This is a genomic window from Exiguobacterium sp. SH1S21 (genome assembly GCF_004337175.1).
GTDB lineage: Bacteria > Bacillota > Bacilli > Exiguobacteriales > Exiguobacteriaceae > Exiguobacterium > Exiguobacterium aurantiacum_A.
The window spans coordinates 481,496-495,209 of record NZ_SJUY01000001.1 but is presented as its reverse complement, the minus strand read 5'-3'; the positions used below and the strand labels follow the sequence as shown (position 1 = coordinate 495,209).

The 13,714-nt window shown below is 52.9% G+C and carries 14 protein-coding genes; 10 read left to right on the top strand and 4 right to left on the bottom strand.

The window, feature by feature from the left end:
• Positions 1–93: 93 nt before the first annotated feature.
• The 6 genes from murQ to EVJ24_RS02365 all read left to right on the top strand — a co-directional run bounded on the left by murQ (position 94) and on the right by EVJ24_RS02365 (position 6,043).
• On the top strand, positions 94–987 hold the full coding sequence (gene murQ, locus EVJ24_RS02390) for an N-acetylmuramic acid 6-phosphate etherase (protein ID WP_131439261.1): 894 nt from the start codon (positions 94–96) through the stop codon (positions 985–987).
• A 13-nt stretch (positions 988–1,000) separates the two neighbouring features.
• Positions 1,001–2,374, top strand: a complete 1,374-nt coding sequence (locus tag EVJ24_RS02385; RefSeq protein ID WP_131439259.1) for a PTS transporter subunit EIIC — start codon at positions 1,001–1,003, stop codon at positions 2,372–2,374.
• A 53-nt stretch (positions 2,375–2,427) separates the two neighbouring features.
• A complete protein-coding gene (locus tag EVJ24_RS02380; RefSeq protein ID WP_131439257.1) occupies positions 2,428–3,480 on the top strand; it encodes a DUF871 domain-containing protein in 1,053 nt (350 codons plus the stop codon).
• A gap of 57 nt (positions 3,481–3,537) precedes the next feature.
• Positions 3,538–4,041 (top strand): YwhD family protein, encoded by a 504-nt coding sequence (locus EVJ24_RS02375; protein ID WP_070328246.1) that lies wholly within the window; start codon positions 3,538–3,540, stop codon positions 4,039–4,041.
• A 156-nt stretch (positions 4,042–4,197) separates the two neighbouring features.
• Positions 4,198–5,460, top strand: a complete 1,263-nt coding sequence (locus EVJ24_RS02370; RefSeq protein WP_131439255.1) for a dicarboxylate/amino acid:cation symporter — start codon at positions 4,198–4,200, stop codon at positions 5,458–5,460.
• A 49-nt stretch (positions 5,461–5,509) separates the two neighbouring features.
• Positions 5,510–6,043 (top strand): TVP38/TMEM64 family protein, encoded by a 534-nt coding sequence (locus tag EVJ24_RS02365; protein WP_236637530.1) that lies wholly within the window; start codon positions 5,510–5,512, stop codon positions 6,041–6,043.
• Here the strand turns inward: EVJ24_RS02365 and cls are convergent.
• From cls to EVJ24_RS02345, 4 genes are all read right to left on the bottom strand, one after another.
• Complete coding sequence (gene cls / locus EVJ24_RS02360; protein WP_236637528.1) at positions 6,019–7,512, bottom strand: cardiolipin synthase; 1,494 nt, start codon at positions 7,510–7,512, stop codon at positions 6,019–6,021. The genes EVJ24_RS02365 and cls overlap by 25 nt on opposite strands.
• 77 nt (positions 7,513–7,589) lie before the next feature.
• Entirely contained in the window at positions 7,590–7,940 is a 351-nt protein-coding gene (locus EVJ24_RS02355) for a hypothetical protein (protein ID WP_131439249.1), read from the bottom strand.
• A gap of 65 nt (positions 7,941–8,005) precedes the next feature.
• The gene (locus tag EVJ24_RS02350; RefSeq protein ID WP_131439247.1) at positions 8,006–9,190 is read right to left on the bottom strand and encodes a chloride channel protein; all 1,185 of its coding nucleotides are present in this window, start codon (positions 9,188–9,190) and stop codon (positions 8,006–8,008) included.
• A 101-nt stretch (positions 9,191–9,291) separates the two neighbouring features.
• Positions 9,292–10,224 (bottom strand): EAL domain-containing protein, encoded by a 933-nt coding sequence (locus tag EVJ24_RS02345; protein WP_330857577.1) that lies wholly within the window; start codon positions 10,222–10,224, stop codon positions 9,292–9,294.
• Between the two features lie 220 nt (positions 10,225–10,444).
• Between EVJ24_RS02345 and speE the strand changes: the two genes are divergently transcribed.
• The 4 genes from speE (at position 10,445) to EVJ24_RS02325 (ending at position 13,682) form a co-directional block, all read left to right on the top strand.
• Positions 10,445–11,284 carry a spermidine synthase gene (gene speE, locus EVJ24_RS02340; protein WP_131439245.1) on the top strand — a complete coding sequence of 280 codons (840 nt, stop codon included), beginning with the start codon at positions 10,445–10,447 and terminating at the stop codon, positions 11,282–11,284.
• Entirely contained in the window at positions 11,281–12,162 is an 882-nt protein-coding gene (speB, locus tag EVJ24_RS02335) for an agmatinase (RefSeq protein ID WP_131439243.1), read from the top strand. Before speE ends, speB begins: the two co-directional genes overlap by 4 nt.
• 2 nt (positions 12,163–12,164) lie before the next feature.
• Positions 12,165–12,533, top strand: coding sequence for a DUF2294 domain-containing protein (locus tag EVJ24_RS02330; RefSeq protein ID WP_201740335.1), 369 nt, complete (start codon positions 12,165–12,167; stop codon positions 12,531–12,533).
• 198 nt (positions 12,534–12,731) lie between these two features.
• Positions 12,732–13,682: a sodium-dependent bicarbonate transport family permease gene (locus EVJ24_RS02325; RefSeq protein ID WP_131439242.1), complete on the top strand. Its 951-nt coding sequence runs from the start codon at positions 12,732–12,734 to the stop codon at positions 13,680–13,682.
• Positions 13,683–13,714 lie beyond the last annotated feature (32 nt).

Here is a 13,714-nt window from a genome sequence, read left to right as displayed (position 1 = left end):
GTCGAGCGCTTATGAAATTATAATTCTTTATTTTTTTAAATAAGTTTGACTTTTAATTTCAAATTAGTACAATAAAACTAGAGAGAAGAAAGGATGGTGGCGATGTTAGACAAATTGGCTACGGAACGACGGAACGAACGGACGATGCGCCTAGATGACATGACGGTTGAGGAACTGCTCGGCGTGATGAATGAAGAGGACCAGTCGGTGCCTCACGTGATCAAGCAACAGCTTCCGGTCATCGCACAAGTCGTAGAACGAGCGATCACATCGTTTAAACGAGGCGGACGCTTAATCTATATCGGTGCGGGGACGAGTGGACGACTCGGTATTTTAGATGCGGCAGAATGTGTCCCGACGTTCGGCGTGTCAGCGGACATGGTCGTCGGCTTGATTGCTGGGGGTGAACGCGCGCTCGTCAAAGCGGTCGAGGGAGCAGAGGATAGTATAGATTTGGCAATCAATGATTTGAAAGCGCTTCACTTGAATCCAGACGATACGGTCGTCGGCATCGCCGCGAGCGGCCGGACCCCGTACGTCATCGGCGGACTTGATTACGCACGTGAAGTCGGTGCGACGACGGCGGCGCTATCCTGCAACAAAGGCTCGAAAATCAGCGACCACGCCGAGTTCAAAATCGAAGTCGAGACGGGACCGGAAGTATTGACCGGATCGACGCGCTTGAAGGCGGGGACGGCCCAGAAACTCGTCCTCAACATGATCTCGACGGCGTCGATGATTGGAGTGGGCAAAGTGTATCAAAACTTGATGGTCGACGTGCAACCGACGAACGAGAAATTGGAAGTTCGGGCCAAACGGATGATTGCGGAAGCGACAGGGGTCGACGAACAGACGGCCGCGCGTTATTTCGCTTCATCGAACGGCCACGTCAAGACGGCGATCGTCATGATTTTAGCCGACGTCTCCTATGCAGAGGCAGTCGAGCGATTACAGCGCGCGAACGGATTCGTCCGCGACGCGATTTAAGGGGGATTACGAGATGAAGAAAGAAGAGGTGTTGGCTCAAGCCATACTCGAGCACGTCGGGGGAAAAGATAATATCCGCCAACTCGCGCACTGTATGACACGCGTCCGGTTGTCGTTGAAAGACCCAACGAAGGCAGATATTTCGGCACTCAAACAAATCGACGGTGTCATGGGCGTCATCGATGACGAGACGCTGCAAATCGTCGTCGGACCGGGAACGGTCAACCGTGTCGCGGATCACTTGAGCCGTGAGACGGGGCTCGCTATCGGGGAAGAGGCAGTCGATGCGAACTTGACGCCTGACGAGCGGGCGGCCATCGAGCGTCAAAAAGTGAAAGATAAACAGAAGTCACCGTTCAAACGTTTCTTGCGTCGCTTAGGGAACATCTTCATCCCGCTCATCCCGGGACTTGTCGCTTCAGGGATCATCAACGGGGCAGCGAACTTTGCCGTCAACGCTGGTGTCGACCGGACCGAGACGTGGATGCAAATTCTGCTTGTGCTCGGGAGCACGGTCTTCGCCTATCTCGCCATCCTCGTCGGGTGGAATACGGCGAAAGAGTTCGGCGGGACGCCGGTGCTCGGAGCGATTGCCGGGGGGATTTTGTTCAACCCGTTACTCGCCGATATCGTCATCTATGGGGAAGCACTCGTCGTCGGAAGGGGTGGACTGTTCGGTGTCATCTTTGCCGCTTGGCTCATGACGTATATCGAAAAACACGTCCGCCGCTTCATGCCAGTCTCGATTGATATTATCTTTACGCCGCTACTTACGGTGCTCGTCGTCGGCTTCACGGCGCTCTATGCAATCATGCCGGTCGCGGGCGTGTTGTCAGACGGCATCATGCAAGGACTGAACGCCGTGCTTGAAATCGGCGGACCGGTCGCAGGGGCCGTCCTCGCGGGCTTCTTCTTGCCGCTCGTCATGGTCGGCTTGCATCATGGTTTGACACCGATTCACCTTGAGTTACTGAACACCGTTGGCAACACGGCGCTCTTGCCAATCCTTGCGATGGCAGGAGCGGGACAAGTTGGGGCCGCGCTTGCGATTTTCGTGAAGACGCGCAACCAACGTCTCCGCAACATTATTAAAGGAGCAATCCCCGTCGGTTTCCTCGGAATCGGCGAACCGCTTCTTTACGGGGTCACGCTTCCGCTCGGTCGTCCGTTCTTGACGGCTTGTATGGGAGCCGCGGTCGGCGGTGCGTTCCAAGCGTCGATGCAAACGGCAGCGCTCGGGATCGGGGTCTCAGGTCTTTCGCTCACACCGCTCATCGACAATGGGATGTACTTGACGTATATTGGGGGTCTCGTCATCTCGTATGCGGCTGGCTTCATCTTCACGTATTTCTTCGGTTTCAAAGAAGAGATGGCGGATGGGATTTAACAACCAAGGTGGCTCTTTCGAGTCACCTTTTTGAATAGGGAGGGCTGTTTTATATGAGAGGGTTATCTGTTTACTTGAGCGAACCGCTGACAGAAGCGTTCACGGTGTGGATGAAACGCATGCGTGAGATCGGTTTCACGTCACTGTTCACATCGCTACATATCCCGGAAGACGATCCATCGGTCTACACGGAGGGGTTGCGACGACTCGGCACGCTCGCGCGACAGCACGACATGGAACTGTTCGCCGATATCGCCCCGACTTCGCTCGCCGCGCTCGGGAAGACGTGGGACGACGCCCATACGCTCATCGACTGGGGCGTGACCGGCCTCCGCGTCGATTACGGGGTGACCCCGAAACAAGTCGCCGATCTGTCGAAACGGATGACCGTCGCCTTGAACGCGAGCACGTTGACTGCTGAAGAGCTCGACGAGATGAAACGGGAAGGGCTTATGACGGACAATGTCGAAGCATGGCACAACTTCTATCCGCGTCCGGAGACCGGGCTCGACCAGCAATGGTTTGATGAAAAAAATGACTGGTTAAAACGACAAGGGTTGAGCGTGCAGGCGTTCATCCCGGGAGATGGGACGCTCCGCGGACCGCTATACGAACGACTGCCGACGCTTGAAGACCACCGGCAGCTGTCGACGTTCGCTGCTTATTTAGAGTTGACGGGTAGTGTCGACCGCATTTTGATCGGTGACCCGGGACTAGCGGATGCGACGGTCGAACAGTTCGCGTCATACGCGGACGGGATGCTCGTCCTCCGGGCCGAGGCGTATACGACAATCGAGGCGGCGCTCTACCGCGTCCAGACGAACCGGATGGACCCGGCGCGCGATGTCATCCGTTCCGTCGAATCACGAGCGTATGGTCGCACCGGGGACCGTTTGCTCGAACCGGTTGCGGCGAAACAGCGACCGCTCGGCACGATCACGATTGACAACATGGATTACGGGCGCTATGCTGGCGAAATGCAAGTGACGAAGACAGACCTTCAGGCCGACAAGCGGGTCAACGTGCTCGGACGTGTCATCGAAGCGGATCGTCCGCTCCTTCGTTCGGTTGGACCAGGCACGAAGTTTCGAATCGAGTGGGTCTGACGTTCGCGATTGCCACGTTCCCTCGTCTTTGTGTACAGTAGAGGGGGAGGGAATGCCATGAAAGATATCAACTTTAATATTATCGCTGACGATGCGACGGACGGCCACGGCGGTTTCGGGGTCGGATCGCTCAGTTTGAACAATATGTCGCCCGTCATCATCGACGTCGAGGCAGGTACGGCAGTGATCGACATGGGTGCGATGCACGCCAAGTCGGCAATCGAGAAACGGATCAAGTTTTTGACCGACCCGGAAGCTGTGCCGAACGGTAAACCGTATTGGATCGTCTGGGTGACGGTCGGACGCAAGCCGGAAGGGTTCTACTACGGCGGGATTGCGGCTTGTGACATGTCGATTGACTTGGAGGCGCGTCGCGGGTACAAATTGCTCCCGTATCACGTCAATCAAATGGACAAGTCGCTCAAAGGACGGATCCTCATCGATATGATGGATGCGCCGTCACGGAGCGTGCTCGCGGAGTTTCTACAACAGCACCGTCCGGAGATATGGGACCAGTCGACCGAACTTCATACTGAACTCGCGCGTCTCGCTGCCGAGTAAAAAGATTGGACCGTCACGGTCTCCAATCTTTTTTGTTTTCTTTTGAAGCAACTCGGGAAAATGACCGTGTTAAGGCCCGAAAATCAACCAGAATTGTAAGGAAATTTAGCATTATGCTATACTAAACGCACTGTGTAAAAGAGAAAGGGTGACACGATGAGTGATACTAAGAAAATTATGATTGGTCTAATTATGGGTGTTTTTGTCGGTTTAGGACTGGCTGGTTTGTCCGGTAACATCTACGATATCGTCAATACGTACGTTTTATCTCCAGTCGGAACTGTATTTTTGAATTTAATTAAAATGTTAGTCGTCCCGATCGTCTTCTTCTCGATCATTCTTGGTGTCATGGGTCTTGGTGACCCAAAAGAACTCGGGCGCGTCGGTACGAAATCAATTTTGTTCTTCTTGACGACGACTGCAATCGCGATTGTGTTGGCGATGGGTGTGGCAGAAATCATCAAACCGGGAGAACGCGGAAACTTCGAGACGTCTAACTTAGCGTTTGATGCGTCCGGGTCGGAAGAGTCGTCGAACATCGTCCAGACGTTCGTCAATATGATCCCGACGAACCCGGTCCAAGCGCTCGCTGAAGGCAATATGTTACAGATTATCGTCTTCGCGGCGCTTATCGGGTTTGCGATGATCGCACTTGGTGAAAAAGCAAGAACATGGCGTCGTTTCGTCAAACAAGGCGACCGCATCATGATGTACTTGATTCACTTGGTCATGAAGCTCGCGCCATATGGTGCGTTCGCCTTGATTGCTTCGGCCATCGGCGGCATCGGGCTCGATGCTGTCGTCGCCATGGGATGGTATATGTTCGCCGTCATCCTGACGTTATTGTTACACTCGGTCATTGTTTATGGTGGAGCGGTGGCATTAATCGGTAAAATGAATCCGATTTTCTTCTTTAAAAATTTCTATGAAGCGATGACGTTTGCGTTCTCGACGTCGTCTTCTAATGCGACGCTCCCGATATCAATGGAGATCGCGCAGACGAAGCTCGGTGTCCCGCGTTCAATCTCGTCATTCGTCCAACCGCTCGGCGCGACCGTGAACATGGACGGAACGGCCATCATGCAAGGGGTCGCGACGATCTTTATCGCGCAAGTGTTCGCGGCTGATTTGACAATCACTGAACTTGCGACAGTCGTCATCACGGCGGTGCTCGCCTCAATCGGAACGGCTGGTGTGCCAGGCGTCGGGCTCGTCATGCTCGCACTTGTCTTGCAGTCGGTCAACTTGCCGGTCGAAGGGATCGCCCTCATCATCGGTGTCGACCGCATCCTCGACATGCTTCGCACGTCCGTCAACATCACGGGTGACGCCGCATGTGCGGTCGTCGTCTCGAAACTTGAAGAGAAACACCTTCCAGCTGTCGATGAAGACGCGTGGGATGAAGTGGACGCAAAATAAAACAAAGGCTGACCTCACGAGGTCAGCCTTTTGAAATGGGGTTAAAATGATGGAATGGGAACTGCTCCCGATCCCGCTGTTTGTTGTCGTCAGCATCGTCCTAAACAGTGCCATCGCCGTCGCTGGCGTGTTGCCGAGCGCGTTTTTGACGGCGCTGAACGTAAACATTCTCGGTTTCGGTCTCGGCGTCACGGTATCGATCATCGGTGAGGCGGTCGGAGCGGTCATCAGTTTTGTACTGTACCGACGTGCGCTACAAACGTATACGTCACCGAACGGAAAGCGCTTCAAGCGTCTCCGCGAGGCTAGTGGGGCCGAGGCGTGGTTCCTCGTCCTCGGGATGAGACTCATGCCGTTCGTTCCGTCCGGCCTCGTCACGTTATCGGCCGCGTTCAGTCGGATGACGCTCCCGTCGTTCGCCGCGGCGAGCACGATTGGGAAAATCCCGGCGCTCCTCATCGAGGCGCTCGCGGTCACGGCCGTATTGCGTGTTGCGACCGGTTGGCAATTCGTGCTGATCGCGCTACTCGCGCTCATTTATCTCCTCTGGCGTGTGTTTCAAAGCAACGGCGAGAAGATATGACAGAACGCCTCGATGAACCGTTTGCCGTTCGATTTTTTTCGGAGCGTCGACCAGTCGACGAGAATCGACTCGTCGAAGTCTTTCAAAAACGCGTCATGCAGTTGACCGATTGATGACGTCTCGAACTGGGCGATCGTCATCTCGTGATTCAAATACATGCTGCGGAAATCAAAGTTAGCCGTCCCAACGAGCGCAATCTTGCCGTCGATGAGGACGGTTTTTGCATGAATGAAATGACGATTGTATTTATAAATGCGGATGTTCCGTTTCAGCAGTTGCTCGAAATAATATTCGGTCGCATGGAAACTGAACCATTCGTCGCCTTGTCCCGGGACGACGATGCGAACGTCGATGCCGCTTTTACCTGCGACTTCTAGCACGGCGAGCAGTTCGGGCGGCGGGATCAAGTAAGGGGTCGTGATCCAAATCGATTCTTTCGCTTCCATCAACAGACGCATCAGCCCATCCCGAATCGTGACGTCCTTACCGGGAGACGTCACAAGTAGTTGTGTCGCCCCGTTTGCGTCTTGCGGTTCGTTAATGAAGTATTCCGGAAGATGTTTAGCGTCGGCGAACAAGTCCCACGTCTCGCTCTCTTCTTCGTGTCCGGCGTAAAGCCAATTCTCGATGAACAGACGCTGAAGCTCTCGGACGAGCGGTCCTTCGATACGCAAATGCGTATCTCGCCAAAAACCGAGCTTCTTATGCCTGCCGAGATATTCATCGCCGACATTAAGCCCACCAGTGTAGGCGATCCGTCCATCGAGCACGATGAGTTTTTGATGATTCCGGAAGTTGGCGTTAAAGACGAGGAGCGGATGCACGACCGGATCGAATGCTTCGACGTGGACACGCGACTTGCGGAGCGGCTCGAGGAATTCTTCCCCGATCTCTTGGCTGCCGAGACCGTCGTAAAGAAAGCGGACGGTGACGTTTTCATTGGCTCTTTTAATTAAAGCGTCGCGAATCTTCAGTGAGATCTCATCGGTCCGGAACAAATAGTATTGGACGTGGATATGGTGTGTCGCTTGCTCGATATCTTTGAGCACGGCATCGTATTTTTCGTCTCCGTTGACGAGCAGTTTCGTCGCCGTATGACCGTCGGCACCGGTCGCCCCGAGTTTTTCAAGCGTTCTCGTGAGGGGGAACCGGTCGGATACGTCATTCGTCGTCTCGACGCGGTCGGCTTCGATTGCTTGTCGGAACATACGAATCTCGGACGACGTTCGTTTGATCCGGCGGTGGCGTTTCGGTGTCCGGCCGAACAGCACCCAGGCGAGGGCGCCGAGAAACGGGATGAACAAGACGGTGAGCAGCCAAGCGAGCTTCGCTTGCGGTTGAACTTGGTCAAATAAAATATTCCAACCGACGATGAGCGGCGCGAAAACCCCGATTAAAATTAAAAACGGAGTGAGCGTGTCAACCCAAAACAAAAAAACTAATAGTAAAACGAGACTGACTATCATCATGATCAGTTGAATGACTCGTCGCTTCAACAAAGGCACCTACTTTCTAAAACGTTTAAGACGAGGGGAGTCCCCTCGTCTTAATACAAGCTGTTTAATACGGCGTTGATCTCATTCGCGTAGCGTATGAAGAAGTACAGGTTGACAACGAGTGAGAACAAAACGAGGAAGAGAGCGAATTGTGCTTTCGTTCGATTACGGTTCCAGTAGTAAAAGACGGAAAATAAAACGGCGATACCAACGAATAGAGCGACAATTTCAACAATTCCCCAAAGGATGTCTTTCGATAAAAACATATCGACGATTGTCATGACGACAAAAAAGAATACGACAATCCCCATGAGGACCACCAAAATGGCTAAGATGATACTAATCCAATCTGAACTGACTGCATCAACTAAATTTTCAATTGCGACGTTGTATTCGTTCATAAACGACCCTCCTTTCCAGGCACTGCATAACTATTCATCCAATACCCTTTTTTTTCATACTGAAATCAATTGTGTACATTAGGATGGATGAACGCGGGAAGAGGGATTTTTGATACAATCGCCACGACTCCAAATACATAAACCCAGCTGTTCGGAGGAAAGAACAAGACGAGCAGGACGATGATCGCCAACGGTTGGCGCATAGTAGTTGCAAGCAGGGTACTCGTCGCTAAAACGACGGCAAAAGTTGGATCGAGGTCGAATGATCCGCTGAAAAAGTAGCCGAGGGTGAAGGCAGAGAAAAGCAACGGATAAATATGTCCACCACGCCAACCGGTGGCGAGACAAAAGGCGGTAAAAAACAGCTTTAAAAAGCTAAACCATAATAGTGTATACAGCGGAATACGCTCCCAATCATTAAAATACTCTAAAATGGTCTCTTCCCCAGAGAATAAGAGGTCTGGATAAATGAGGGCCATCGTACCGATTCCGATTCCACCTGTGATTGTCAAAAACAAGATAGGTACTTGAGAGGTTAGCCTCATCAAAGCATGTTCCGCTAGTAAATAAAGCCAACCAAAAATCATGCCAAACAAGATGATGAATAAAATCGACCAGTCAAACTGAATTGACTCGATGGCGGGGAACTTGACGACAAAAGGTGGACGTTCGTCCAATCGGTTGAGGAGATAAAACGTCCCGACTCCCGCAAGAGTTGCCAGTAAGTTCAGCATCGATTGCTTTTTATGTTCAGTTTCTTCGGCTGCGAGCGCTCCAAACAACGGTGCGTTGAAAACAATCCCGAGAACGACCGCATGTCCGACTTCTTGCAATTCACTCAGCTCGTGTCGGACATAACGGAGTCGTTCGGCAAACCAAGTCGTAAGCCCGCCGACGATTCCGATGAGAGCCGCCTCGGGACCGAGACTAGCACCGCCAATCAAGACGAGAAGAGCGGTTAGCGTCGTGAATCCGATGTAGCGGTAGGCAATCCGTCCTGACGTCTTCCTGTCTTCTAAAATTTCTGGCATCAGGCGCGGCATCGGCCCGTATCGCCGTTGTAATAGTCCGATCAAGACTCCGGCTGCAAGCGGTACGAAAAAGATATAAAAAGGGCTTTCGACTCGTTCGGGTACGGTATGCCAGACAAAGTGAATTCCTTTATAGACGACTGATAAAAAAATCCAGCTAATGAATCCAATCAATATACCGAGTATGACCGCATAGACACTTACGATGATGGATTTCACTGATCTCCCACCTTTTTGCCCGTATCGATAAAAACTTCTATTAGTTATCCTATCTCCCGAACGTTCTTCTCTAAAACCTAAAAAAAGATGCTACTCTGTTATCAGAGTGGCATCGATTTAAGCGAAGTAACATCATCTGGTGCAGCCGGTTTTCCGAAAAAGTAGCCTTGGGCGAGATCATAACCGAGTTCGCGACAGACGTCGACCTCTTCGGCGCGTTCAATCCCTTCGGCGAGGATGGTAATGCCCATCGAGCGCGTCAATTGACGGACGTTCTTCAAGAAGGCCCGCTTCTCAGCATCTTGGTCACAGAACGAAATATACGACCGATCGATTTTGACGTAATCGGGCTCGAGCCGCTGTAACATGTCAAGCGTCGAGAAGCCGGCACCGACATCGTCGAGCGCGACTTTCATGCCGCGTTTTTTATATGTCGCGAACACGTGCTGCAAATGAGCGACGTCTTGGACTTTCTCCGTCTCGACGACTTCAAAGATGAACCGGTCGGCACTGAGCCCGTAGCGGTCGATGACTTCGAACGTGTGTTGCAGACAGTAGTCCGGGTTGTAGATCGTCGACGGCAAGAAGTTGATGAACGTCTTCTCGTGTGGTGCGACGGCGTGATACGTCGCTTTGATCGCCTCGGACCGGGCGCGTTGGTCGAGCTTCGAATGAAGTCCGAACCGGTTGGCGGCTCGGAACAGCTCTCCAGGCGAGATATTGTTCTGACTGCGGAGGAGCGCCTCGTAACCGAAGCGTTCACCTGTGTCGAGATGGACGATCGGTTGCAGGTGACTTTCGAACTCCCCGTGTTGGATCAGCTCGATCGTGTCACGGTTGGCGATCTGTTCGAGCAAATCGACTGCTGGTAGAATCGACGTTTGCTGTTTCGTGGCAGGGTTGACACAATATACATTGTCCTCGACCGAAGATAGCTTAGTCTTGAGTTCATCAAATGATTCGTATGGATGAGGTTGGTCGTTGACGACCAACAAGCCCCGTTCAAAGAGCGGGATTGTCGTGGAGCAGGCCACGCAAGGAGACCACATAGGACCCCTCCTTTCCTGTTATAAAATACATCTATATCCAGTTTATCGGCTAAACCTCATGGAAAACTCACACATCTGGACGAATAAATAAAAAAATCGTGCAAAATGCGGACAGTTTTTGTATACTTCCTATCGTATGAATAAGAAGCGCCTCAAAACGCCACTCGCATACGAACAACTTTTTGAACAGAAAGGGGTTCTATCGATGGACCAAAAATTAAAGTTATGGTTTACGGAGCACCAGACAGAAGATTACGGGATCACGTTCCGGGTTAACCACGTTTATGAGAGCGAACAAACGGAGTTTCAACGACTAGAGATGGTCGAAACGGACGAGTTCGGTACAATGTTGTTGCTTGACGGAATGGTCATGACGACGGATAAAGACGAATTCGTCTATCACGAGATGGTGGCGCACGTGCCACTGTTCACGCACCCTAACCCGAAACACGTTCTCGTGGTCGGCGGCGGCGACGGTGGAGTCATCCGTGAGATTATGAAACACCCAACAGTCGAGAAAGCGGTTCTCGTCGACATCGACGGGAAAGTCATTGAATATTCGAAGAAATACTTGCCAAATATTGCGGGTGAGCTCGACAACCCACGCGTCGAAGTCATCGTCGGCGACGGTTTCATGCACATCGCGAAATCGGAAAACGAGTACGACGTCATCATGGTCGATTCGACTGAACCGGTCGGACCGGCAGCGAACTTGTTCACGAAAGGGTTCTACGCGGGAATCTCGAAAGCGCTCAAAGACGATGGGATTTTCGTCGCGCAGTCGGACAACCCATGGTTCACACCAGAACTCATCCAAACGGTACAACGTGACGTGAAAGAGATCTTCCCAATCACGAAGCTTTACACAGCCAATGTACCGACGTACCCGAGCGGCTTGTGGACGTTCACGATCGGCTCGAAGAAGTATGACCCGCTTCAAGTACCAGCTGAGCGGTTCCACGACATCGAGACGAAATACTATACGCCAGCGCTGCACGCGGCGGCGTTCGTACTTCCTAAGTTCGTAGAGGACTTGACGAAATGATCAAACGTTTCGATGAAGCCTACTCAGGAAAAGTGTTTATCGCGAGTCTTCCGGAAGTAACGGAAGCGAAGACGGTCCTTTACGGCATGCCGATGGACTGGACGGTCAGTTTCCGTCCGGGCTCACGTTTCGGCCCGAACCGCATCCGTGAAGTCTCGATCGGACTTGAAGAATACAGCCCATATCTTGACGGGGACTTGAGTGAAGCGGCCGTCTATGACGCAGGGGACATCCCGCTTCCGTTCGGCAACGCCCAAAAGTCGCTTGACATGATCGAGTCGTTCGTCAAAGACGTAATCAAGGAAGGGAAGTTCCCGCTCGGTATGGGCGGTGAACACCTCGTCACGTGGCCGGTCATCAAAGCGATGTATGACGCATACGGGGACGACTTCGTCATCTTGCACCTCGACGCGCACACCGACCTTCGTGACGATTACGAGGGCGAGCCGCTCTCGCACTCGACACCGCTCAAAAAAGCGGCCAACTTGATCGGACCGTCGAACTGCTATTCGTTCGGGATTCGTTCTGGGATGAAAGAAGAGTTCGACTGGGCCAAAGAAGTCGGCTACAACTTGTACAAGTATGAAGTGCTTGAACCGCTCAAACGCGTCCTTCCTACGCTCGCCGGCAAGAAAGTGTACGTCACGATCGACATCGACGTCCTCGACCCGTCGGCAGCACCAGGAACCGGCACGCAAGAGATTGGCGGCATCACGACGAAGGAGTTGCTCGAGTCGGTCCATGCCATCGCCAATGCTGACCTCGATATTATTGGTGCCGATCTCGTCGAAGTGTCACCCGCGTATGATCAGTCAGATATGACAGCGATCGCCGCCGCGAAGATCCTTCGCGAGATGATGATCGGGTTCGTGAAGTAACGATGCCGAAAAAAGGCCAGCTCGAGATGGAACTGAGCGCCCGGATCACCCAGTGGGAGAAAGAGTATCTCGGGCGGGGTTCATTAACGTGTAAGAGCGATTTGCTCCGCGATTTGGCCATCGTGACGCTACAAGGCGTCTTGACCCCGGCCGAGTATGAACTCGCCGCAAAGTCGAGTGGTCGCGAGCAATTAAAGAAATACCGCAACAACTTGGTCGAATCCGGCCGGATCCAACTCGAGACGATCATTCAAGATGTGCTCGGGAGACGACTGGTGTCGCTCCATACGGACATCAGCACGAAGACAGGCGAACGCCTCATTGTCTTTCGGTTGGATGCAACGTGGGACGACGTGATTGACAAGGCGTGACGATATTTTTACACTAAGAGCAGAGACGCGTCAGGATTGGTGGAGAATGCCTACGGGAACTTTCCATCGTCGTCCTGACCCGGAGCTGTCAAAAATAAATCCGACAGTTGTCGGCTAGACGGAACGACCTGGTTCGAGCCGTCGGCATGCAGCGCACACCTTTCTTTGGTGTGCGCTTTTGTCGTCTAGGAGGAAATGATGGAACTATTGACGTTTTTGTTGACGAGCGCTCCGGTGCTCTTGTTCGTGACGGGCGTGATTGCCGCTCTCGGGAAGTCGAATTTAAGAATCCCAGAATCGCTCAGTGTGACACTCAACATTTATCTGCTGCTCGCCATTGGGTTAAAAGGAGGAATGGGGCTCGCCGCTGTCTCGCTCGACGAGCTTGCGGCACCGCTCGCCGTGACGCTCGTCCTCGGGATGGTTTTACCGCTCATCGCTTTTGGACTCGGTCGTCTGCTCAAGTTCAGCTTTCACGAACGGATCGCCATGGCGGCGACGTTCGGCTCGGTCTCGCTTGTGACGTATGTCGCAGCCACCGCCCAGCTCGAGCGGCTCGGTATCAGCTATGAACCGTTCATGACGACGCTCGTCGTCGTCCTCGAGATTCCCGGTCTCGTCGTCGCGCTCTTACTGTACAACCAGACGCGTGTGCTCGGTATCACGGCCGCCCCGAGTCAGTCGTTCACCGTCATCCGGGACAGTATGCTTTCAAAGAGCATCCTCTTGCTCATCGCCGGCCTCGTCGTCGGATTCGTTACGCCGGACACGTCGGCGCTGACACCATTCTTCGTCGACTTGTTCCCGGGTGTCTTACTCTTATTCTTACTCAGTCTTGGGGTCAAGGTCGGCCATCAGCTGAAAGACGTCCCGGCGTACGGCATGAAGTTTTTAATTGTTGGGACGATGTTCCCGCTTATCGGGGCCGTCGTCGGCTACTTTGCCGCTGGACTGGCCGGTTTGTCTGACGGGGGTACGATCTTGCTCATGACGCTCGCTGCGAGTGGCTCTTACATCGCGGCGCCGGCGATGCTTCAAGCGTCCGTCCCGGAAGCCGAGCCGTCGTTTTATTTGACGCTCGCCCTCGCCGTCACGTTCCCGTTTAATTTGCTCGTCGGTATCCCGTTCTTTATCACAATCGTCACATGACAAAAGCGCCGTCTCATTGAGAGACGGCGCTT